Below are 19,001 nucleotides of genomic sequence, written 5' to 3' on the forward strand. Positions count from 1 at the left end.
GCCGTTTCAGGTGCCGCAGAATGTCGTGCCGATCCACGACCCTGCCGGCGCCGGGAGCGCGAACCGCGCTCGATCCGGCCGCACGTCGAACGGCGCGCGGAGCACCTCCACGAGTCGGGTCAGCGGAGCAAGGTCACCCGCCGTCGCCGCGTCGAGGGCTTCTTCGACGAGGTGATTCCTCGGGACGTAGACAGGGTTGACGCGGTCCATGGCGTCGGCATCGGGCTCGAGCGCCCGCCACGCCTCGGTCCACGGACGGGGCCAGGCATCCGCACCAGCCGCGCTGCGCTGGTCGCTCCCCGCGTCCGCTGACGAGGTGTAGAAGGCGCGGATCGCCGTGTCATCTCCGCGCGCCGCGTCGGCGAGCGCCCGGAAGAACCCGGTGTAATCCAGACGATGATCCCGAAGATCCTGGAGGATGGTCTGCGCGAGCTCGGTGTCGCGATGCACCGCCTCATCGGAGTCGGTCGTCGAGGCGGCTCGGGAGTCCTCTCCGTGTGAAATGCCCAGTTTCGCCCGCATGCCCCGGAGCCACGCGGATTCATACAGCGCCGCGAAGCGGCCGATGCGATCCTCCGCGATCTCGATGGCACGCGTCTCGTCGCCGTCGAGCAGCGGCAGAAGCGCCTCAGCGAAGCGGGCGAGGTTCCACTGGGCGACTCCCGGCTGATTCCCATAGGAGTACCGGCCGTTATGGTCGATCGAGCTGAAGACGGTCGTCGGCTCGAACGCATCCATGAACGCGCATGGACCGTAGTCGATAGTCTCTCCGGCGATCGAGACGTTGTCGGTGTTCATGACGCCGTGGATGAAGCCCACGAGCATCCAGTCGGCGACGAGCTGGGCCTGAGCCTCGATCACCCCGTCCAGGAGGGCGAGCGCAGGGGTATCGTCGTCCTGCCGCTCCGGATAGTGACGTTCGAGCGCGTGCGCGACCAGCCGAGAGAGCAGCTCTTCGTCGCGCATCGACCGCGCGTACTGGAACGTGCCGACACGCAAATGACTGCGCGCGACCCTGACGAGCACGGCTCCCGGAAGCAGTTCCGCATCGCGTCGCACCCGCCGACCAGTATCGATGACCGCGAGGGCCCGAGTCGTACGGATCCCGAGCGCGTGCATAGCCTCGCCGAGCACATACTCCCGCAGCATGGGCCCGATCGCGGCGTACCCGTCGCTGCGAGCGAACGGCGTGGGTCCCGAACCCTTGAGGTGAAGGTCCCTGAGTTCCCCCAGAGCGTTCGTCCGCTCGCCGAGGAGCAAGGCGCGCCCGTCTCCGAGTCGAGCGGAGTAGTTTCCGAACTGGTGGCCTGCGTATGCCTGGGCCACCGGGCGCGCCCCCTCGGCGAGTTCGTTGCCGAGCAGGGAGCGCACCCCTGATTCGGATCTGAGCCATCGTGGTTCGAGGCCGATATCGCGAGCGACCGCGTCGTTCAGCACGAGCAGCGCAGGACGCTCCGGCTCCCCGGCCTCCCACGGCACCGCGAGTTCCGGGAAGGCGCTCGCGTACACGTCGGAGACCCCGATCCCGATTTCTGACGTGTCCTGTTCTCTCACCTGCTGTCCCTGCATGGCCCTGAGGATACGGGGCCATGCTCCGTACGCACTCAGTCTGAGCCGTCTCCCGGGCAGCTGCGCAGCGTGTGCCGGGTATCCTAGGGAGCGCACGATGCGCGTCCGCCCTCAGAACGACTCGCAGCACCAGTACGCACGATCCACGGGAGCAGACACGTGAACCAGTCCAACAGCGCGCTCGACCGCCTCTTCGCGGACGACGGATCCGCAGAACCGGAGCCGACCGGCCGACGGCCGAGGCGCCGCCGGGGACTCAAGCGATTCCTCATCATTATCGGCGTGCTGCTCGTTCTGCTGGGCCTCGTGGTCGGCATCGGGTACGCGCTCCTCGCGAGCACCTACAACGAGGTCGATCGCGTGTCCATCGAGCAGGATCCCGACTGGCAGCGCCCGGCGGAGGCCACTGGCGACAATGCACCGGTCAATATCCTCCTGCTCGGCTCGGACTCCCGCGAGACCACCGATCCTGACGCCACGATCGAGGATCTCGACGGCTTCCGGAGCGACGCGATCATGGTGGCCCAGGTCTCCCCCGAGGACGACTCGGTCACCGTCATGTCGATCATGCGCGACAACTGGGTGAACATCGAGGGCCACGGCGAGGCGAAGATCAACGCCGCCGTCGCTTACGGCGGTCTCCCCCTCGCGGTGAACACCGTCGAGAACTTCATCGGCGCGCGGATCGACCACGTCGCGCTCATCGACTTCGACTCGTTCAAGGGGCTCACCGACGCCGTCGGCGGAGTCACGATCGACAACCCGATCGAGTACACCGCTCAGAACGGTGGCGGCGATTACACCTTCAAGGAGGGCGAGATCACGCTCGACGGCGACCAGGCTCTGTCGTACGTGCGCGAGCGATATGCGTTCTCCGACGGCGACTACCAGCGCGTGCGGAACCAGCAGATCTACATGAAGGCGCTCGTCAGCCAGCTCCTCAGCTCGGACACGCTCGGCAGCGTCGACCGGGTCACCTCGGTCTTCGAATCGCTGAAGCCGTATCTCATCCTCGATGACGGGCTCACGCTGAACCGTGCGGTGATGCTCGGACTCGACATGCGCAATATCCGTTCGAACGACATTACCTTCTTCACGAGTCCGACGAACGGTACGGGCACCTCCGGTGACGGCCAGTCGATCGTCGTCCCCGACCAGGCGGAACTCGAGAACGTCCGCTCCGCGTTCGCAGACGGCACCCTCGACGAGTACGCCGCGACCCAGGAGTAAGTCCTCAGCACGGCCGGCGGCCGCGCGCACTCATCTACTCGGACGAGGGCGCGCGGCCGCCGTTCTGCATCCTCCACACGGCCGGAAGCAGGATCGCGGTGCACAGCGGATAGCTCAGATCCTCGATGGGGGCCACACCGAGGTAGACGCCGATCAGTTGGTCGTGATCGAACTGGAACAGGTCGGCGAGAATCATGACATTGTCGAACACGACGGTGAGCACGACGAGGACCGCAGCGGTCACCGCGGTCGGGAGGACCCGCACCGTTTCACCCCTGCGGTGCGCACGGCGGTCGACCCAGATGCGGAAGGCGAGGCTCGCGGCGAGCATCGCACAGGCGATCCAGAAGTAGGTGGCGGATCCGTCAACCACGTGCGGTCCCCCGATCCCGCAGCCTGTCCTGCACCCGAGCGACGAGCGTCTGGAGCACCATCGTCAGGTAGCTCAGGAACAGGAGGAACAGCGGCTCCTCGATCGGCATGTGCGGCGCGATAGTGATGCCCGTCATGTACGGGGACGAGCCAATGAGGAAGAGACCGCAGAGAATCGCGATGATATCGACGATGAGGAGCACGGCGAACCCGACGGCCACCGTGACGAGCGCTCGCCTGGCACCCTGCGCGAAGAAGAGACGATGCCGCAGGTCGATGATCGCCACTCCTGCGAACGAGATGAGGAGCGCGGCCATGTAGACGAGACTCATCGGCCTGCCCGTGACGTGCACGATATGTCGCTGTTCCGCTCGCGCCTGCGCGGCATCCGCATCACTCCCCGCACTCTCGATTCGAACACGAACTGCTCGAACACCCCACTATCCCACGGCAGGCTCTCGCAGCGCCCCTGGCACGCAGGAAGCCCCCGAGCCTGAGCTCGAGGGCTTCCGTGACGCGACTCGTGAGGTCGAGGTCAGCGCGCGGCGCTGCCGTCCGTGTAGTCGTCGTCCTGCTGCTGCCAGGCGAAGAGCTTGCGGAGCTCGGCACCCGTCTTCTCGATGGGGTGCGACTCGGCCTTGGCACGGAGCTCCTGGAACTCCTTCGCCCCGTTGTCCTGGTCGTCGATGAAGCGCTTGGCGAAGGCGCCCGACTGGATATCGGCGAGCACGGCCTTCATGTTCTCCTTGACCGAGGGATCGATCACGCGCGGGCCAGAGACGTAGTCGCCGTACTCGGCGGTGTCGGAGACGGACCAGCGCTGCTTGGCGATGCCGCCCTCCCACATGAGGTCGACGATCAGCTTGAGCTCGTGGAGCACCTCGAAGTAGGCGATCTCGGGCTGGTACCCGGCCTCGGTGAGCACCTCGAAGCCGTACTGGACGAGCTGCGAGGTTCCGCCGCAGAGCACTGCCTGCTCACCGAAGAGATCGGACTCGGTCTCTTCGGTGAAAGTGGTCTTGATGACGCCGGCGCGCGTGCCGCCGATCGCCTTCGCGTACGCCTTCGCGGTATCCCACGCGGTGCCCGAAGCATCGACCTCGACGGCGATGATGTCGGGGATGCCGCGGCCCGCGACGAACTCGCGACGCACCGTGTGACCGGGCGCCTTGGGAGCGACGAGGATCACATCGACGCCCTCGGGGGCCTGGATGAGGCCGAAGCGGATGTTGAACCCGTGAGCGAATGCCAGGGTCTTGCCCTCGCTGAGGTTCGGCTTGATCTGGTCGTTGTAGATCGAGCGCTGGTGCTGATCGGGAGCGAGGATCATGATGAGGTCGGCCCACGCGGTGGCGTCGGCGACGCTCTTCACCTCGAAACCGGCCTCCTGCGCCTTGGCGGTCGACTTGGAGCCGTCCTTCAGCGCGATGACGACGTCGACGCCCGAATCGCGGAGGTTCATCGCGTGCGCGTGTCCCTGCGAGCCGTACCCGACGACCGCGACCTTCTTGCTCTGGATGACCGACAGGTCGGCGTCGCTGTCGTAGTAGATCTCTGCCATGGGGATTCTCCTTCTGTTGTCGTGAGTGGTGATGCGCGCCACTGCAGGCGCAAGTGTGAGTGGCCGGATCCGGCCATCGAGTCAGTTCTTGAAGACCCGCTCGGTGATCGACTTCGGACCGCGACCGACGGCGATGAGGCCCGACTGCGCGATCTCCTTGATCCCGAAAGGCTCGAGGACCCTCAGGAACGCGTCGACCTTGCCGGTGTCGCCCGTGACCTCGATGATCAGGGCATCGGTGACGACATCGACGACGCGAGCGCGGAAGAGGTTCACGGCCTCGAGCACGTGCGACCGCGTGTGGTTGTCGACCCGCACCTTGATGAGCATGTGCTCGCGCTGCACCGAGGACTGCGGTTCGAGCTCGACGATCTTGATGACGTTGACGAGCTTGTTGAGCTGCTTCGTCACCTGTTCGAGGAGCACCTGATCCTGATCGACGACCACCGTGATGCGCGACAGTCCCTCGACCTCGGTCGGCCCGACCGCGAGCGAATCGATGTTGAAGCCGCGGCGGGCGAACAGCCCGGCCACTCGGGTCAGCAGGCCCGGCTTGTCCTCGACGAGGAGGCTCAGAACGTGACGGCTCATGCTTCCTCCTCCCACTCGGGGCTGTGTTCTCGGGCGTACTGCACATCGCTGTTGGATGTGCCCTGGCGCACCATGGGCCAAACCATTGCATCGGCGCTCACGACGAAATCGATGACGACCGGGCGATCATTGGTCTCGAGCGCCAGCTTGATGGCGTCGTCCACCTGGTCCTCGTGCTCCACACGAATCGAGAGGCAGCCGTAGGCCTCGCCGAGCTTCACGAAGTCGGGCACTCGCGACGAGCCGTGGCCCGTGTTGAGGTCGGTGTTCGAGTAGCGCCCCTCATAAATGAGCGTCTGCCACTGCCGCACCATGCCGAGCGACGAGTTGTTGATGATCGCCACCTTGATGGGGATGTTGTTCACGACGCAGGTCGCGAGCTCCTGGTTCGTCATCTGGAAGCAGCCGTCGCCGTCGATCGCCCAAACGGGACGCTCGGGTTCGGCGACCTTCGCCCCCATCGCTGCGGGAACCGAATATCCCATCGTGCCAGCGCCGCCCGAGTTCAGCCAGGCATTCGGGCGCTGGTACTCGATGAACTGCGCAGCCCACATCTGGTGCTGCCCGACGCCGGCGGCGAACACGCCCTCGGGGCCCGTCAGCTCGCCGATGCGCTGGATCACGTGCTGCGGGGAGAGCAGCCCGTCGCTCGTCGGCTCATACCCGAGCGGGAACTTCGCGCGGAGACCGTTCAGGCGGTTCCACCAGACGGTCAGGTCGGCGAACACGCGGTCGCGCTGCAGCGTGCTGATCGCGGCGACGAGGTCGGCGATCACCTCTCGCGCGTCGCCGACGATCGGCACGTCCGCCGCGCGGATCTTGCCGATCTCTGCCGGATCGATGTCGGCGTGGATGACCTTCGCCTCCGGCGCGAAGAGCGCCGCCTTCCCGGTCACCCGGTCGTCGAAGCGCGCGCCGAGGGTGATCAGCAGATCGGCCTCCTGCAGCGCAAGAACGGCCGGGACCGTGCCGTGCATGCCAGGCATGCCGAGATTCTGCTCGTGCGAGTCGGGGAAGACGCCTCGCGCCATCAGGGTCGTGACCACTGGGGCCCCGACCAGTTCGGCGAGACGCAGGAGCTCTGCCGATGCACCCGCGCGAACGACGCCGCCGCCGACGTAGAAGACCGGTCGCTCCGCCTGAGCGATGAGCTCGGCAGCCGCCTGGATCTGCTTGCTGTTCGCCTTGGTGATCGGGCGGTACCCGGGCAGGTCGACCCTCGGATCCCACTCGAAATCGAAGAGGCCTTCCTGGGCATCCTTCGTGATGTCGACGAGCACCGGTCCCGGGCGTCCGCTGGAGGCGAGATGGTACGCCGCGGCGAGCGTGCTCGGCACGTCCTCCGCACGCTTCACGAGGAACGAGTGCTTCGTGATCGGCATCGTGATGCCGACGATGTCCGCCTCCTGGAACGCGTCCGTGCCCATCAGGTGGGAGAAGACCTGCCCGGTGATCGCGAGCAGCGGCACGGAATCCATGTACGCGTCGGCGATCGCCGTGACGAGGTTGGTCGCCCCCGGACCCGAAGTCGCGATGCAGACCCCGACCTTGCCCGAGGCCGAGGCGTAGCCCTCAGCCGCGTGCCCGGCGCCCTGCTCGTGCCGCACGAGGATGTGTCTCGGCGTCGGCGCATTCATGATGGTGTCGTAGAGCGGCAGGACCGCCCCGCCGGGGAGCCCGAAGACGTCGGTGACGCCGAGGAGCTCCAGGCTGCGCAGGACAGCCTGCGCTCCGCTCATCTGTTCGCCGCGAGGAGCCGCGGCACGCGAATCTGCTGCAGTCGTACTCGTATCCGAGTTCATCTCTTGCTTTCTGTGTGACGGTGTGCGCGAGCGCGCGTTCAGCCCGTGATCGCACCTTCCGATGCGGAGTGAACGAGCTGCGTGTACTTGGCCAGAACGCCGCGCGTATAGCGCGGGGGAAGCGGAGCCCAGTCTGCTCTGCGGGCCTCGAGTTCGGCGGGATCCACCTGAATGTCGAGCGTTCGTGCGGCGATGTCGACCCGAATCAGGTCCCCGTCGCGGAGGAGGGCGATCGGACCACCGTCCGATGCCTCCGGTGCAATGTGGCCGATGCACAGGCCGGTTGTGCCGCCTGAGAATCGTCCGTCCGTCAATAGTAGTACATCTTTTCCGAGCCCGGCTCCCTTGATGGCGCCGGTGATCGCGAGCATCTCGCGCATGCCAGGTCCGCCCTTGGGCCCCTCGTACCTGATCACGACGACGTCGCCCTTGCTGATCTTGCCCTCCGAGAGCGCATCCATCGCGGCGCGCTCGCGTTCGAAGACCCGTGCAGGGCCCTCGAAGACCTCGGCGTCGAAGCCGGCCGTCTTGACCACGGCGCCCTCAGGGGCGAGCGACCCGGAGAGGATCGTCAGCCCGCCGTTCTCGTGCAGCGGATCGTCGAGCTTCCGGATCACCTTGCCGTCGAGCGGGGTCGTGACGTCGGCGAGGTTCTCGGCCATCGTCTTCCCCGTCACGGTGAGCACGTCCCCGTGCAGCAGACCCGCGTCGAGCAGGGCCTTCATGATCACCGGCATGCCGCCGACGCGATCGAAGTCCTGTGCCACGTACTGCCCGAACGGCTTCATGTCGGCGAGGTGGGGCACCTGCTGGCCGATGCGCGTGAAGTCATCGAGCGTCAGCTCCACCTCGGCCTCGCGGGCGATCGCAAGCAGGTGAAGCACGGCGTTCGTCGACCCGCCGAGCACCATCGCCACGGCGATGGCATTCTCGAACGCCTTCTTCGTGAGGATGTCTCTGGCGGTAATGCCCTGCTCGAGCATCTTCACGACGGCTTCGCCCGAGCGATGGGCGAAGTAGTCGCGGCGACGATCCGCGCTCGGGGGCGCCGCCGACCCCGGCAGGCTCATGCCGAGCGCCTCGGCGACGCATGCCATGGTGTTGGCGGTGAACATGCCACCGCAGGCGCCTTCGCCAGGGGCGATGGCGCACTCCACGCGCTTGAGGTCCTCTTCGCTCAGCGTGCCGGCCTTGCACGCGCCGACCGCCTCGAAGGCGTCGATGATCGTGACCTGCTTCTCGGTGCCGTCCTCGAGCTTGACCCAGCCGGGAGCGATGGACCCCGCGTAAAGGAAGACCGAGGCGAGATCAAGGCGAGCCGCCGCCATCAGCATGCCGGGGAGCGACTTGTCGCACCCCGCGAGAAGGATCGATCCGTCGAGGCGCTCGGCCATCATCACGGTCTCCACCGAGTCCGCGATGACCTCGCGCGACACCAGCGAGAAGTGCATGCCCTCGTGCCCCATCGAGATTCCGTCCGAAACGGAGATCGTGCCGAACTGGAGCGGGTAGCCGCCGCCGGCGTGCACACCCTCTTTCGCCCCCTGAGCGAGCCGATCGAGGCTCAGGTTGCAGGGCGTGATCTCGTTCCAGGAGCTCGCGATGCCGATCTGCGGCTTGTCCCAGTCCTCGTCGCCCATGCCGACAGCCCGAAGCATGCCTCGGGCTGCGGCCTTCTCGATTCCGTCGGTGACGTCGCGACTGCGCGGCTTGATATCGATCTCAGACATGCGCCCAGTCTAGTCCTGCTCGGCCCACCGAATCGGCATCGGTCGGGCGGCGGAACGACGGGTTACTTGCCCTTCTTGATCTGGTAACTGAAGGGAATCATGAAGCCGAGCACGACGGCGACGAGACCACCGGCGAACTCCCAGAGCCCCGCGGTGTGATCCGCCGTGAAGGCGTAGCTCATGAGAACGAACCCGCCGAGCATGAGCACCATCGACACGATGAATGTCAGAGCTGTCGCGACACCGACCGCTCCCTGCGAGCTCTCCTCGAACAGTGCCTCGTTCTGCTTCGCCATTCCGACTCTTCCTTCCGCGCCGTTCGACCTGCATGCCTGCGCACGTGGTCCGCGCGCGAATCGCTTCCCAGCGTACCGTACCGAGTAGGCTGGTCCCGTATCGCCCGCAACGGCGAGGACCAGCGACGTTTTAGGGAGGCCCCATGTCCATCGGCAGGTACGTGACCAACCCCGGAGTCATCGGATCGGCGATCAGTGTTCTGGGCGTCATCAAGCGCACGAAGAACATGCCGGCTGACTGGCGACGGCTCATCGTGTGGGGCATCTGGCTCGGCGGCTTCGCCCTCTCGGTGGCTGGTGTCGCCAAAGAGGAAGAGGATCGAGTCTTCGAGGAGCTGAACCAGTAGTCCACGCATGACCGAGTCTTCCCCCCTGCACGAACCAGGGGCCCCGAGTACGCGCAGTCACCCGATCAGGGTCATCTCATACGTCAACCGGCGCGAAGTCGTGCGCGTGAGCCGGGTGCTGCGCGCCGAGCTCGTCGGCGGAGTCATCATCATGGTGGCCGCGGCACTCGGATTCATCGCGGCGAACAGTCCGCTGTCCGAGGTGTACTTCTCGATCCGAGATTTTTCGATCGGACCGGAATCGCTCCACCTGCACCTGTCGATCGGGCAGTGGACGGCCGACGGACTTCTCGCGATCTTCTTCTTCATGGTGGGGCTGGAGCTCAAGCGCGAGTTCGTCGGCGGCGCCCTCAGCCGCTTCTCCACCGCCATCGTCCCTGTCGCCGCCGCGTTCGGCGGCGTAGCGGTTCCCGCCCTGATCTACACGGCGTTCAACGCGGGGACTGAGACGTCGCACGGGTGGGCGATCCCGACCGCGACGGACATCGCATTCGCTGTCGCGGTCCTCGGGCTGCTCGCGCCGGGAATTCCGATGGCGCTCCGCATGTTCCTCCTCACCCTGGCAGTGGTCGACGACCTCATCGCCATCACGATCATCGCCATGTTCTACACGGACGGCCTCAATCTCGGGGCGTTGGCTCTCTCAGTCATTCCGATCGCCGCGTTCGCCCTCATCGGCTACCGTTTCCCGCACTGGCTCGCAAAATCCGGTGCCGCCCCGTGGCTCATCATGCTTCCCCTCGGCGTCATCGCGTGGGCGCTCTTCCACGCGTCGGGCATCCACGCGACGATCGCCGGTGTCGTCCTGGCGTTCCTCGTTCCGGTCCGAGGGAGGGGCGAGACCGACCTCGCGGAGGTCTTCGAGCACCGCTTCCGTCCGCTCTCGACCGGAGTCGCGGTCCCCCTCTTCGCCTTTTTCGCCGCGGGCGTGGCCGTCGGTTCCACCTCCGGATTCCCCTTCGACCCCGTCGCACTGGGCGTCATGGTCGGACTCGTCCTGGGCAAGCCGATCGGCATCACCCTGACGACCTGGCTCGTCACGAAGTTCACGAGCGCCGAGCTCGACCCGACGGTGCGTTGGAACAAGCTCATCGGAGTCGGGGCGCTCGCCGGCGTCGGCTTCACTGTCTCACTCCTCGTGACCGATCTCAGTTTCACAGACCCCCATCACGCGGACACCGCCCGCCTGGCGGTCATGGTGGGATCACTCATCGCCATCGTCGTTTCCGCGTTCTTCCTCGTCCGACCGAGCGAGGCACGTGCCGCGAAACGGCTGCCACGGGACACCTGACACGCTCGACGGACCTCGATTTGGGGGGCGCCACGGACCGTGCTAAATTAGTTCTGTTGCGCCGGTCGCAGCGAGCACCTCTAGCTCAATTGGCAGAGCAGCTGACTCTTAATCAGCGGGTTCCGGGTTCAAGTCCCGGGGGGTGTACAGCAAGGCCCCCACTCTCACGAGTGGGGGCCTTCTTCGTTCCCCTTTCAGATTATTTTCGGCGATCTTCATGGGCGCTCTCGGCATCCTCCAGGCATGTTTCCGGGGATCTGGAGCTATTCTCGTCTCAACTTGAGTGATAGTGACTCAAGTTCGGAGATTCGAAGGGAGATTGATTCATCATGGCACTGTCTTTTGATCCTTTCAGCGAACTGGATCGCCTTGCGAGCGGCTTGCTCCAGTCCCGATCCGCGCCCCGCGTGATGCCGGTAGACCTCTACCGAGATCAACAGCGGTACGTACTGACCGCGGACCTCCCCGGCGTCGACCCGGGCTCCGTCGATGTGGACGTCGACGGGCAGTTGCTCACCATTCGCGCACAGCGCTCCGCATCGTCGACCGAGGGCGTCAAGTGGCTCGCACGGGAGCGCCAGGAGGGCAGCTACCTCAGGCAGTTCAGCATTGGGGAGGGCGTCGACACCGCTGGCATCTCGGCCTCGTACGAGAACGGTGTGCTGAGCGTCATCATCCCGATCAGCGAGCGCGCAAAACCGCGAAAGATCGAGGTGGAGACGCCGCATGAGGCCCGGGAGACGGAGTCGCGCACCATCACGGCGTGATCGCGCCTCCTGTCCCGGCTCAGCCGGGTCGCTTCTCGCGGGTATCCTGCCTCCGGACCCGCAAGGAGTGACCCGGCTGTCTCGGGTTCGCGGGGGATCGCGGGTGGTCGCGAGTTGGGTCGGCGGCCCAGTCGGTGGCGCAGTCGGTAGGCTGGTTTCATGACTCAGCCGTCCCCCGACCTCGCGTTCGCCCTGCGCCTGGCAGATCTCGCCGATGCCGTCTCGCTCCCCCGCTTCCAGGCCGCTGACCTGCACGTGGACACGAAGCCTGACCGCTCGTTCGTCACCGATGCGGACACCGCAGTCGAGCGGGCACTGCGCGAAGTCATCGAGCAGGAGCTCCCGGGTGACAGCTTCTTCGGCGAGGAATCCGGTCGCTCCGAGCGGGGATCCCGTCGCTGGATCATCGACCCGATCGACGGCACGGCGAACTTCCTCCGCGGAGTTCCGAACTGGGCGACGCTGATCGCCCTCGAAGTGGACGGCGTCGCCACCGTCGGAGTGGTCTCCGCACCGGCGTTCGGGGCTCGCTGGTGGGCATCGACCGGAACCGGCGCGTGGGGGCAGGCGTCAGGTCAGGAGCCGCGGCGCCTCAGGGTGTCCGATGTGCGCGACCTCGAGCACGCCTCCCTGAGCTTCCAGAGCATCGAGCAGTGGGACCAGGCGGGTTACCTCGAGGCGCTCGTCGCCCTCACCAGGACCGTGTGGCGGGATCGCGCCTACGGTGACATGTGGTCGTACATGCTGCTCGCGGAGGGCCTCGTCGACATCGTCGCCGAATTCGACGTCAAGCCCTACGATCTCGCCGCGATCGCGCCGATCGTGCGGGAGGCGGGCGGGCGGTTTACGGATGTGAACGGCGCTGACACCGCCTGGAACGGGAGCTCACTCGCGACGAACGGGCATCTGCACGACGCAGCCGTCGCCCACATCGCTGAGCACCACTCCCCCGCCTGACTCCCCGCGCTACGCTTCGCGCTGGTGACGACCGTCGGGATCGATGGCATCCAGGATCCTGCCGACCTGATCCGCGAACACCCCGACCTGATCGGGATCCACGGCGTCGAAAACCAGGCGGCGCACTTCTGCGACGTGGGCGGGAGCGTGCTCGTCCAAGTGCCGCTGCCCCGCTTCGGTGAGCACGACGTTGGTGGCTCTGCCGTCACCGGGGTGCGCCTCGCGTCGCACCCACCCCTGTTTCACCAACCGGGTGACCACGTGGGAGAGTCGCGACAGCGACGCATTCGTGAAGAGCGCAAGGTCGCTCATGAGGCGCGTGTGATCGTCAGCGTCGGACAGCATCGCCAGCACGTGATAGTCGAACAGGGTGACTCCGGCGTCACGCTTGAGCTGCGCCTCGAGCGCGCTGGGCAGCAGTACGTTCAGGCTGACCAGGCGCAACCACGCCCGTCGCTCCTCATCATTGAGCCATTTCGGTTCCGTCATCGTTCCCTTCCCCAAGACACGGACGGTCCTCGCTATCGCGACGTAAGTATATGCGAGCCCTCCGACTCGCCTCCGAGTGTGGAGGATTCATACAATAGCTGCATGCGCTCACACACCTCTCTCCCCGCGTCACGGGGAGCGATCATCTCGGCGGCCGCGATCGACGTCATCGTGATCCTGCTCTTCGCCTGGATCGGCCGCGGAGCACACTCGGAGGACATGACGGTATTCGGCGTGCTGCAGACCGCCTGGCCGTTCCTGGCGGGCGCAGCAGCAGGCTGGGCCACCGTCCGCGGCTGGAAGCGACCCTGGGCGCTCGTGCGCACCGGCCTCCCGGTGTGGATCGCGGCCCTCGTAGTCGGTATGGGACTGCGGGCGATCACCGGCAGCGGAATCGCCACACCATTCATCATCGTGGCGACGGTTTCGCTACTGATCGGACTCGTGGGGTGGCGAGGAGTCGCCGCGCTCACACGTCGCCTCGACCGGGAGCCGCGGACGGACTGATCGGTCAGCGCGACCTGCCCGATCGGAGCGAGAGGAAGTCCTCGCACAGCGCGTGATGTCGCTCCGACGCATCTCGTCGATGCGCCTCGGTGGAGCCGCGGGGAATCGAACCCCGGTCCACTTCGATGATTCCGTGCCTTCTACGGGTGTAGTTCGTGCAGGCGTTCTACTCGGCCCCGTCCGTTGTCACGAACACCTCGGACGACAGGCCCAGCCTCAAGCAAAGTCCCGATGTGCCCTGAGGCGCGACACATCAGCAAGCCTCCTGAATGACGCCAGGAACCGGGGCGGAGGCCCACCCGGCCTGACGGACTCGGTCTCGTGCTTAGGCAGCGAGAGCGAAGTCGGTGCGCTTTGCGTTGGCACCTATGGTTTGCGAAGGGCGTTAACGAGATAACTTCGCGTCCTCGACCCGCTTCTCACGGTCTCAAATCGACGTGTCGAAACCGATCGGCCCCGAGAGAGGAGTGACATCACGCACTGTGGAGTTGTCAATGTGACACCGGCTGAGCCGGCCTTTCAGGATACCACGTCGACTTCGGGCATGTCGACGGCACGTGACCTCAGCACTCCCGGCGCGACCCCCAGCGCCCACTCGGCAACGTCGGCGACGAAGTGGGTGTAGGCATCGACGTCGAACGGTTCCGGGTTATTCACGTACACCCCGTAGCCGTCCGCCGCCATGAAGATGCGCACGCACGCCGCCAGCGGGTCGGGCGCGTGGAAGTCGCCCGCGGCGTTCCCCGCCTCGATGAGCGCGACCATCCGGTCGCGATCGCGAGCCTCCTGCCGCTCGAGCGCATCCGCGAGGCCCGGCAGGAAGCGCGCGAGGTGGCGAGCGTTCAGCCACAGACACGCGAGCTCGTCGCCGTAACCGCGCTCGATGCGGGCGATGAACCGCGCCATCCGTCCCAAGGGGTCCCCCGACCCGGTAGATCCGAGGATCGCCGCACGCTCGCCGTCCGCTGCTCGCGCGAACGCCGCGACCACGAGGTCTTCGGCTGCTGGGAAGTAGTGGCTGATCAACCCCGGACGGACGCCCAGTCCGGCGGCCACCGCGCGAAGGGTGATGCGCTCGAGTCCCTCGGCCAGCGCAAGCCGGGCGGCCTCGTCCAGGATCTCGGCACGGCGCTCCTCCGGGTGCTTCCGCACCCGTCCAGCTGCTCCGCTTGACACCATGCCGCACATCCTATTGGATAAGTGACCAACAGCGTCCATTGGCCCAATGACCAATAGCAGAGGCGCTGCTGCTGTCGCCAGCGATGACGCCCGCGACCCCCGAGAGGAACCTTCGTGACCACACCCGCTCCCCCGGCCGACGCCCACTTCACCGACGTCGCCAGTCAGCCTGAGACGCGCGGCATCGAGCTCGTCGATGATTCCGAACGTCACGGCCGACCGAGAAGCCTCTTCCCCGTGTGGGCCGCCACGATGGTGAGCGTGCTGAACTTCACGATCGGCGCGTCGTTCACCGCGGTCCTCGGACTCGAGATCTGGCAGGCGATCCTCGTCACCGTCGCCGTGGCGGTGCTGTGGATCCTCCCCGGCATCGTCGCCATCAGCGGCCCAGCAGCGGGCACCTCCGGCTCCGTCATCCAGCGAGCGATCTACGGATTCCGCGGGAACAAGATCGTCATCGCGTTCTACGGGTGGTTCATCTCCGGAGTGTTCCTCGCGCTGAACTGGGTCGCCTCCTCGTACATGGGCGCCGAACTCCTCACCCGCATCGGCGTCGAGGACAAGACCGTCGCGCTCATCGGGGTCACGGTGGTCGTCTCGGTCATCACCGTCCTCGTCGCGGTCTACGGGCACGCGCTGATCCTCAAGGCCTACACGGCGATCACCGTCGTCCTCCTGGGCATCTTCCTCCTCGTCTCGGGCTTCATCGTTCCCGAGGTCGACTGGAACTTCAGCCAGCCCGAACCCCTCCAGGGCGTCGCGCTCTGGTCGAGCCTGACGATCGCCTTCGCGATCCTCGCCTCCTCGCCGCTGTCCTTCTCCAACAGTGCCGACATGGCCCGCTACCTGCCCCGCGACGCGAAGCGCTCGCACATCATCGCGGCGACCGCCCTCGGCGGCGCGCTCCCCTGCGTCTTCTTCACGATCATCGGCGCACTCCTCGGCAGCATCGTCTCGGCAGACGCTCTCGAGTTCGGCATCGAGTACGCCCTGCTGGACATGCTCCCCGCCTGGCTCGGCCCAGTGTTCGTGGTCGGGGTGATCGTGAACACCGTGGCACTGAACGGCATGACCACCTACACCGCGAGTATGGCGTTCCAGTCGATCGGCGTACCGATCCGGCGCATTCCCTCGGCGATCCTCATCGGCGTGCTCGGCACGGGCTTCACGATCTTCTTGGTCATGTCGACCAGCCTGCTCGACGCGGTGAACCTCATGCTGCAGTTCCTGCTGATCATCTCCGTGCCGACGATGGCGGTCTACGTCGCCGACATCGTCCTGCGCCGGAACCGGTACGACGGGGTCGACCTCTTCGACGAGCGCCCGGGCGCTCGCTTCTGGTACCACGGCGGATTCAGCATCGCCGGCCTCACCTCAGCTGTCGCGGGCGGGGTCGCGAGTGCGCTCTTCCTCGCCACCGATGTGTGGACCGGTCCCCTCGCGGTAGCGATCGGCAACATCGACCTGTCCGTACCCGCGGGCATCATCGTCTCGATCGCGCTGTACACCGTCCTCGCCGGACGTCGGGTGCGCGAGCAGGCGGGGGTGTGAGCGAGGCGGGCTACTCGCCCATCCGATTGCGCTGACGCATCGCCCGCTCCGCCTCACGCTTGTCCTGCTTCTCGCGGAGCGTCTGCCGTTTGTCGTACTCCTTCTTACCGCGGGCGAGCGCGATTTCAACCTTCGCGCGTCCGTCGAGGAAGTAGAGGCGCAGCGGCACCACCGTCAGTCCGCCCTCGCGGGTCTTCTGGTAGAGCTTGTCGATCTGATCGCGGTGCAGCAGCAGCTTCCGCTTTCGTCGGGGCGCGTGGTTCGTCCACGACCCGTTCAGGTACTCGGGAATGTAGGCGGCGTCGAGCCACGCTTCCCCGCCCTCGAAGAAGACGTACCCGTCCACGAGCGAGGCCCGCCCCATGCGCAGCGACTTCACCTCGCTGCCGGTGAGGACCATGCCCGCCTCATAGGTGTCGAGGATGAGGTAGTCGTGCCGCGCCTTCTTGTTCGAGGCGACCAGCTTCTCGCCGCTCTCCTTGGGCATCGCTCACATCCTCTCGCGGGTTGGCCAAAGCACCAGCTTACCCGTTCAGAGCACTCACCGCCCGCTGAGCGGGTCGACTTCGCTACACGCGGAGGTAGCGCGTGATCGCGATCTTCGCCGCAATGCCCGAAAGGACCACTCCGACGAGCACGAGTATCGGCGGCACCACGAGCGATTGCTCGACCGTGATGTAGCTCGTGAACGGCACTTCCGCGACGAGGAAGTCCTGAACGAAGAACTTCACAATTCCCACCGAGGCCGCTCCGGCAAGCACCGCGCCCACGAGGGCGGCGATCACCCCTTCCAAGACGAACGGGGTCTGGATGAAGCGGTTCGATGCGCCGACGAGGCGCATGATCCCGATCTCCCGTCGACGCGAGAACGCCGACAACCGGATCGTCGTCGAGATAAGGAGCATGGCGGCGACGAGCATCAGGCCGGCGATGGTGATCGCGGTGTAGCTCGCGACTCCGAGGAAGAGGAAGATTCGGTCAAGCAGGCTCCGCTGGTCCGAGACGCTCTGCACTCCGGGGATCCCGGCGAACGTCTCCTGAATAATCGCCGACTCCGAGGGATCCTCGAGCTTCAGCCAGTACGTCTGGTTGAGCTGCTCAGGGCGCGTGATATCGACGATCGGGTTGCCTTCGAACTGCTGCGTGAACTCCTCGTACGCCTGCTCATGGTCGACGAAGAAGTAGTCGTCGATGTAGGGCGCGAGCACGTCGGAGTTCAGCGCGTCGTCAACGGCGGCGATCTGCTCCTCGGTGACGTCCTCTCCCGAGCACGTCGCGCTCTGGTCGTACTCCGTGCACAGGTACACGGCCACCTGAGCTCGGTCGTACCAGAACGTCTTCATCTGCTGCACCTGCAGCTGCATGAGAATCGCGGCACCCACGAAGGTGAGCGAGACGAAGGTCACCAGGATGACGGAGATCACCACCGACAGATTGCGGCGGAGTCCGTTCCAGACTTCTCCGAGTACGAGCCCTACCCTCATCGAACCGGCCCCACATCCGTGTCGTCGTCTTTGTCTTTCGAGAGGCCCAGCCTCGATGCGAGCCCACCCTCGGAGGCGAGCTTCACCGGATCGATGTCTTCGCCCGGTTCCAGGAACGCGGGAATCCGCTGGTCGTCACGGCGTTCGCCCGCGACGACAGTGAGGTCGTCGTCCTCTTCGGCAGGCGCTTCCGCCTGCGTCCACCCGGCCTCCGTCTCCTGATCCTCGGCCCCCTGGTCCCCGGAGCGGGAAGCACGATCATCTGCTGCGGGCGCCGCGAAGCGACGCCCGTCGCCGTCGCCGTCGCCGCTGTCGGCATCCACGACCTCTGACTCGGCGTCGACCGTCTCCACGACGTCCGCGGAGGCCGGCTTGGGCTCGGCCTCGGAGGTGCTCTGCGCCGGCCCCGTCGAGCGAGCCTCTCCCTTGCCGCCCGGCACGCTGCCGGTTGGGGCTTCACCGCCGAATTCGGGGGCGAGCGCGGCGCGCACCACCTCCTCACTCGTACGGAGCACCTGCGCGCTCACTGCGGGGAGCTCCGTGACCGGGATCGATGCGGTCTCGCCGTAGCCTCCGCCGATCTCGTCGCGAACGACGATGCCCTGCGAGAGCTCGACCACGCGCTGCTGCATGATGTCCACGAAGGTCGCTTCGTGTGTCGCCATCACCACGGTGGTCCCCGACGCGTTGATCGCCCGGAGCAGCTGCATGATGCCGAGGCTTGTGGCGGGGTCGAGGTTACCCGTCGGCTCGTCAGCCATCAGGATCGCCGGCTTGTTCACGATCGCGCGAGCGATCGCGACGCGCTGCTGCTCACCGCCCGAGAGCTCGTGCGGATACCGCTTCGACTTGTTGCCGAGCCCCACCATTTCGAGCGTGTCGGGCACGGCCTCCTGGATGAAGCCGCGCGACTTGCCGATGACCTGGAGCGAGAACGCCACGTTCTCGTACACCGTCTTATCGGTGAGGAGCCGGAAGTCCTGGAACACCATGCCGAGGTTCCGCCTGAAGTACGGTACCTTCCGCGAGGAGATCCGGCCGAGATCCTGCCCGAGGACGTGGATGCTGCCAGACGTGGGCTGCTCCTGACGGAGGATCAGCTGCAGGCAGCTCGACTTGCCGGAACCGGAGGCACCCACGATGAAGACGAACTCACCTCGGTCGATCTTGAGGTCGATCGAGTCGAGCGCCGGGCGCTGCGTACCTCGGTACTGCTTGGTGATGTTCTCGAAGAGGATCATGACGCACCCCACCTTACGCTCGACGATTCGGGGAGCA

Annotated in this window: 20 protein-coding genes, 1 tRNA gene and 1 other RNA gene; 8 read left to right on the plus strand and 14 right to left on the minus strand. The window is 66.1% G+C overall.

The features are described 5' to 3' along the window. Nucleotides 1-6 precede the first annotated feature (6 nt). Entirely contained in the window at nucleotides 7-1,569 is a 1,563-nt protein-coding gene (locus tag K8P10_RS11520) for a YdiU family protein (RefSeq protein WP_224779058.1), read from the minus strand. Between the two features lie 159 nt (nucleotides 1,570-1,728). Between K8P10_RS11520 and K8P10_RS11525 the strand changes: the two genes are divergently transcribed. Continuing rightward, nucleotides 1,729-2,799: an LCP family protein gene (locus K8P10_RS11525; RefSeq protein ID WP_224779059.1), complete on the plus strand. Its 1,071-nt coding sequence runs from the start codon at nucleotides 1,729-1,731 to the stop codon at nucleotides 2,797-2,799. Nucleotides 2,800-2,833: 34 nt separating this feature from the next. Here the strand turns inward: K8P10_RS11525 and K8P10_RS11530 are convergent, their stop codons facing one another. From K8P10_RS11530 to K8P10_RS11560, 7 genes are all read right to left on the minus strand, one after another. Then, nucleotides 2,834-3,172: a lycopene cyclase domain-containing protein gene (locus tag K8P10_RS11530; protein ID WP_224779060.1), complete on the minus strand. Its 339-nt coding sequence runs from the start codon at nucleotides 3,170-3,172 to the stop codon at nucleotides 2,834-2,836. Next, complete coding sequence (locus tag K8P10_RS11535; protein WP_224779061.1) at nucleotides 3,165-3,503, minus strand: lycopene cyclase domain-containing protein; 339 nt, start codon at nucleotides 3,501-3,503, stop codon at nucleotides 3,165-3,167. The genes K8P10_RS11530 and K8P10_RS11535 overlap by 8 nt, the downstream gene beginning before the upstream one ends. A 203-nt stretch (nucleotides 3,504-3,706) precedes the next feature. Then, complete coding sequence (gene ilvC, locus K8P10_RS11540) at nucleotides 3,707-4,732, minus strand: ketol-acid reductoisomerase (RefSeq protein WP_224779062.1); 1,026 nt, start codon at nucleotides 4,730-4,732, stop codon at nucleotides 3,707-3,709. An 81-nt stretch (nucleotides 4,733-4,813) separates the two neighbouring features. Next, nucleotides 4,814-5,323: an acetolactate synthase small subunit gene (gene ilvN, locus K8P10_RS11545; protein ID WP_224779063.1), complete on the minus strand. Its 510-nt coding sequence runs from the start codon at nucleotides 5,321-5,323 to the stop codon at nucleotides 4,814-4,816. Then, complete coding sequence (locus K8P10_RS11550) at nucleotides 5,320-7,125, minus strand: acetolactate synthase large subunit (protein WP_255596721.1); 1,806 nt, start codon at nucleotides 7,123-7,125, stop codon at nucleotides 5,320-5,322. Before K8P10_RS11550 ends, ilvN begins: the two co-directional genes overlap by 4 nt. A 38-nt stretch (nucleotides 7,126-7,163) precedes the next feature. Then, nucleotides 7,164-8,855, minus strand: coding sequence for a dihydroxy-acid dehydratase (ilvD, locus tag K8P10_RS11555; RefSeq protein WP_224779064.1), 1,692 nt, complete (start codon nucleotides 8,853-8,855; stop codon nucleotides 7,164-7,166). 62 nt (nucleotides 8,856-8,917) lie between these two features. Then, complete coding sequence (locus tag K8P10_RS11560) at nucleotides 8,918-9,151, minus strand: hypothetical protein (RefSeq protein ID WP_224779065.1); 234 nt, start codon at nucleotides 9,149-9,151, stop codon at nucleotides 8,918-8,920. Between the two features lie 143 nt (nucleotides 9,152-9,294). On the opposite strand from K8P10_RS11560, the gene K8P10_RS11565 reads away from it, so the two are divergent. The 5 genes from K8P10_RS11565 to K8P10_RS11585 all read left to right on the plus strand — a co-directional run bounded on the left by K8P10_RS11565 (nucleotide 9,295) and on the right by K8P10_RS11585 (nucleotide 12,513). Beyond that, the gene (locus K8P10_RS11565; RefSeq protein ID WP_224779066.1) at nucleotides 9,295-9,498 is read left to right on the plus strand and encodes a hypothetical protein; all 204 of its coding nucleotides are present in this window, start codon (nucleotides 9,295-9,297) and stop codon (nucleotides 9,496-9,498) included. Between the two features lie 7 nt (nucleotides 9,499-9,505). Then, the gene (gene nhaA / locus K8P10_RS11570; RefSeq protein WP_224779067.1) at nucleotides 9,506-10,789 is read left to right on the plus strand and encodes a Na+/H+ antiporter NhaA; all 1,284 of its coding nucleotides are present in this window, start codon (nucleotides 9,506-9,508) and stop codon (nucleotides 10,787-10,789) included. Nucleotides 10,790-10,863: 74 nt separating this feature from the next. Further along, nucleotides 10,864-10,936, plus strand: a tRNA-Lys gene (locus K8P10_RS11575). 182 nt (nucleotides 10,937-11,118) lie between these two features. Further along, the gene (locus K8P10_RS11580; RefSeq protein WP_224779068.1) at nucleotides 11,119-11,556 is read left to right on the plus strand and encodes an Hsp20/alpha crystallin family protein; all 438 of its coding nucleotides are present in this window, start codon (nucleotides 11,119-11,121) and stop codon (nucleotides 11,554-11,556) included. A gap of 159 nt (nucleotides 11,557-11,715) precedes the next feature. Then, nucleotides 11,716-12,513, plus strand: a complete 798-nt coding sequence (locus K8P10_RS11585; protein WP_224779069.1) for an inositol monophosphatase family protein — start codon at nucleotides 11,716-11,718, stop codon at nucleotides 12,511-12,513. A gap of 9 nt (nucleotides 12,514-12,522) precedes the next feature. On the opposite strand, the gene K8P10_RS11590 is transcribed toward K8P10_RS11585, so the two are convergent. Continuing rightward, nucleotides 12,523-13,002, minus strand: a complete 480-nt coding sequence (locus tag K8P10_RS11590; protein WP_224779070.1) for a MarR family winged helix-turn-helix transcriptional regulator — start codon at nucleotides 13,000-13,002, stop codon at nucleotides 12,523-12,525. A gap of 102 nt (nucleotides 13,003-13,104) precedes the next feature. On the opposite strand from K8P10_RS11590, the gene K8P10_RS11595 reads away from it, so the two are divergent. Further along, complete coding sequence (locus K8P10_RS11595) at nucleotides 13,105-13,509, plus strand: DUF3054 domain-containing protein (protein ID WP_224779071.1); 405 nt, start codon at nucleotides 13,105-13,107, stop codon at nucleotides 13,507-13,509. A gap of 87 nt (nucleotides 13,510-13,596) precedes the next feature. Here K8P10_RS11595 and ssrA read toward each other — a convergent pair. Both ssrA and K8P10_RS11605 read right to left on the minus strand, forming a co-directional pair. After that, nucleotides 13,597-13,967, minus strand: a transfer-messenger RNA (tmRNA) gene (gene ssrA / locus K8P10_RS11600). 61 nt (nucleotides 13,968-14,028) lie between these two features. Continuing rightward, on the minus strand, nucleotides 14,029-14,688 hold the full coding sequence (locus K8P10_RS11605) for a TetR/AcrR family transcriptional regulator (RefSeq protein ID WP_224779072.1): 660 nt from the start codon (nucleotides 14,686-14,688) through the stop codon (nucleotides 14,029-14,031). 114 nt (nucleotides 14,689-14,802) lie between these two features. Between K8P10_RS11605 and K8P10_RS11610 the strand changes: the two genes are divergently transcribed. Continuing rightward, a complete protein-coding gene (locus K8P10_RS11610; protein WP_224779073.1) occupies nucleotides 14,803-16,239 on the plus strand; it encodes a cytosine permease in 1,437 nt (478 codons plus the stop codon). Nucleotides 16,240-16,249: 10 nt separating this feature from the next. Here the strand turns inward: K8P10_RS11610 and smpB are convergent, their stop codons facing one another. The 3 genes from smpB to ftsE form a co-directional block, all read right to left on the minus strand. Next, on the minus strand, nucleotides 16,250-16,726 hold the full coding sequence (smpB, locus tag K8P10_RS11615) for an SsrA-binding protein SmpB (RefSeq protein ID WP_224779074.1): 477 nt from the start codon (nucleotides 16,724-16,726) through the stop codon (nucleotides 16,250-16,252). Between the two features lie 82 nt (nucleotides 16,727-16,808). Beyond that, nucleotides 16,809-17,723: a permease-like cell division protein FtsX gene (gene ftsX, locus K8P10_RS11620; RefSeq protein ID WP_224779075.1), complete on the minus strand. Its 915-nt coding sequence runs from the start codon at nucleotides 17,721-17,723 to the stop codon at nucleotides 16,809-16,811. Then, nucleotides 17,720-18,964: a cell division ATP-binding protein FtsE gene (gene ftsE / locus K8P10_RS11625; protein WP_224779076.1), complete on the minus strand. Its 1,245-nt coding sequence runs from the start codon at nucleotides 18,962-18,964 to the stop codon at nucleotides 17,720-17,722. The genes ftsX and ftsE overlap by 4 nt, the downstream gene beginning before the upstream one ends. Nucleotides 18,965-19,001 lie beyond the last annotated feature (37 nt).

Source organism: Leucobacter sp. Psy1 (assembly GCF_020096995.1).
Lineage (GTDB): Bacteria > Actinomycetota > Actinomycetes > Actinomycetales > Microbacteriaceae > Leucobacter.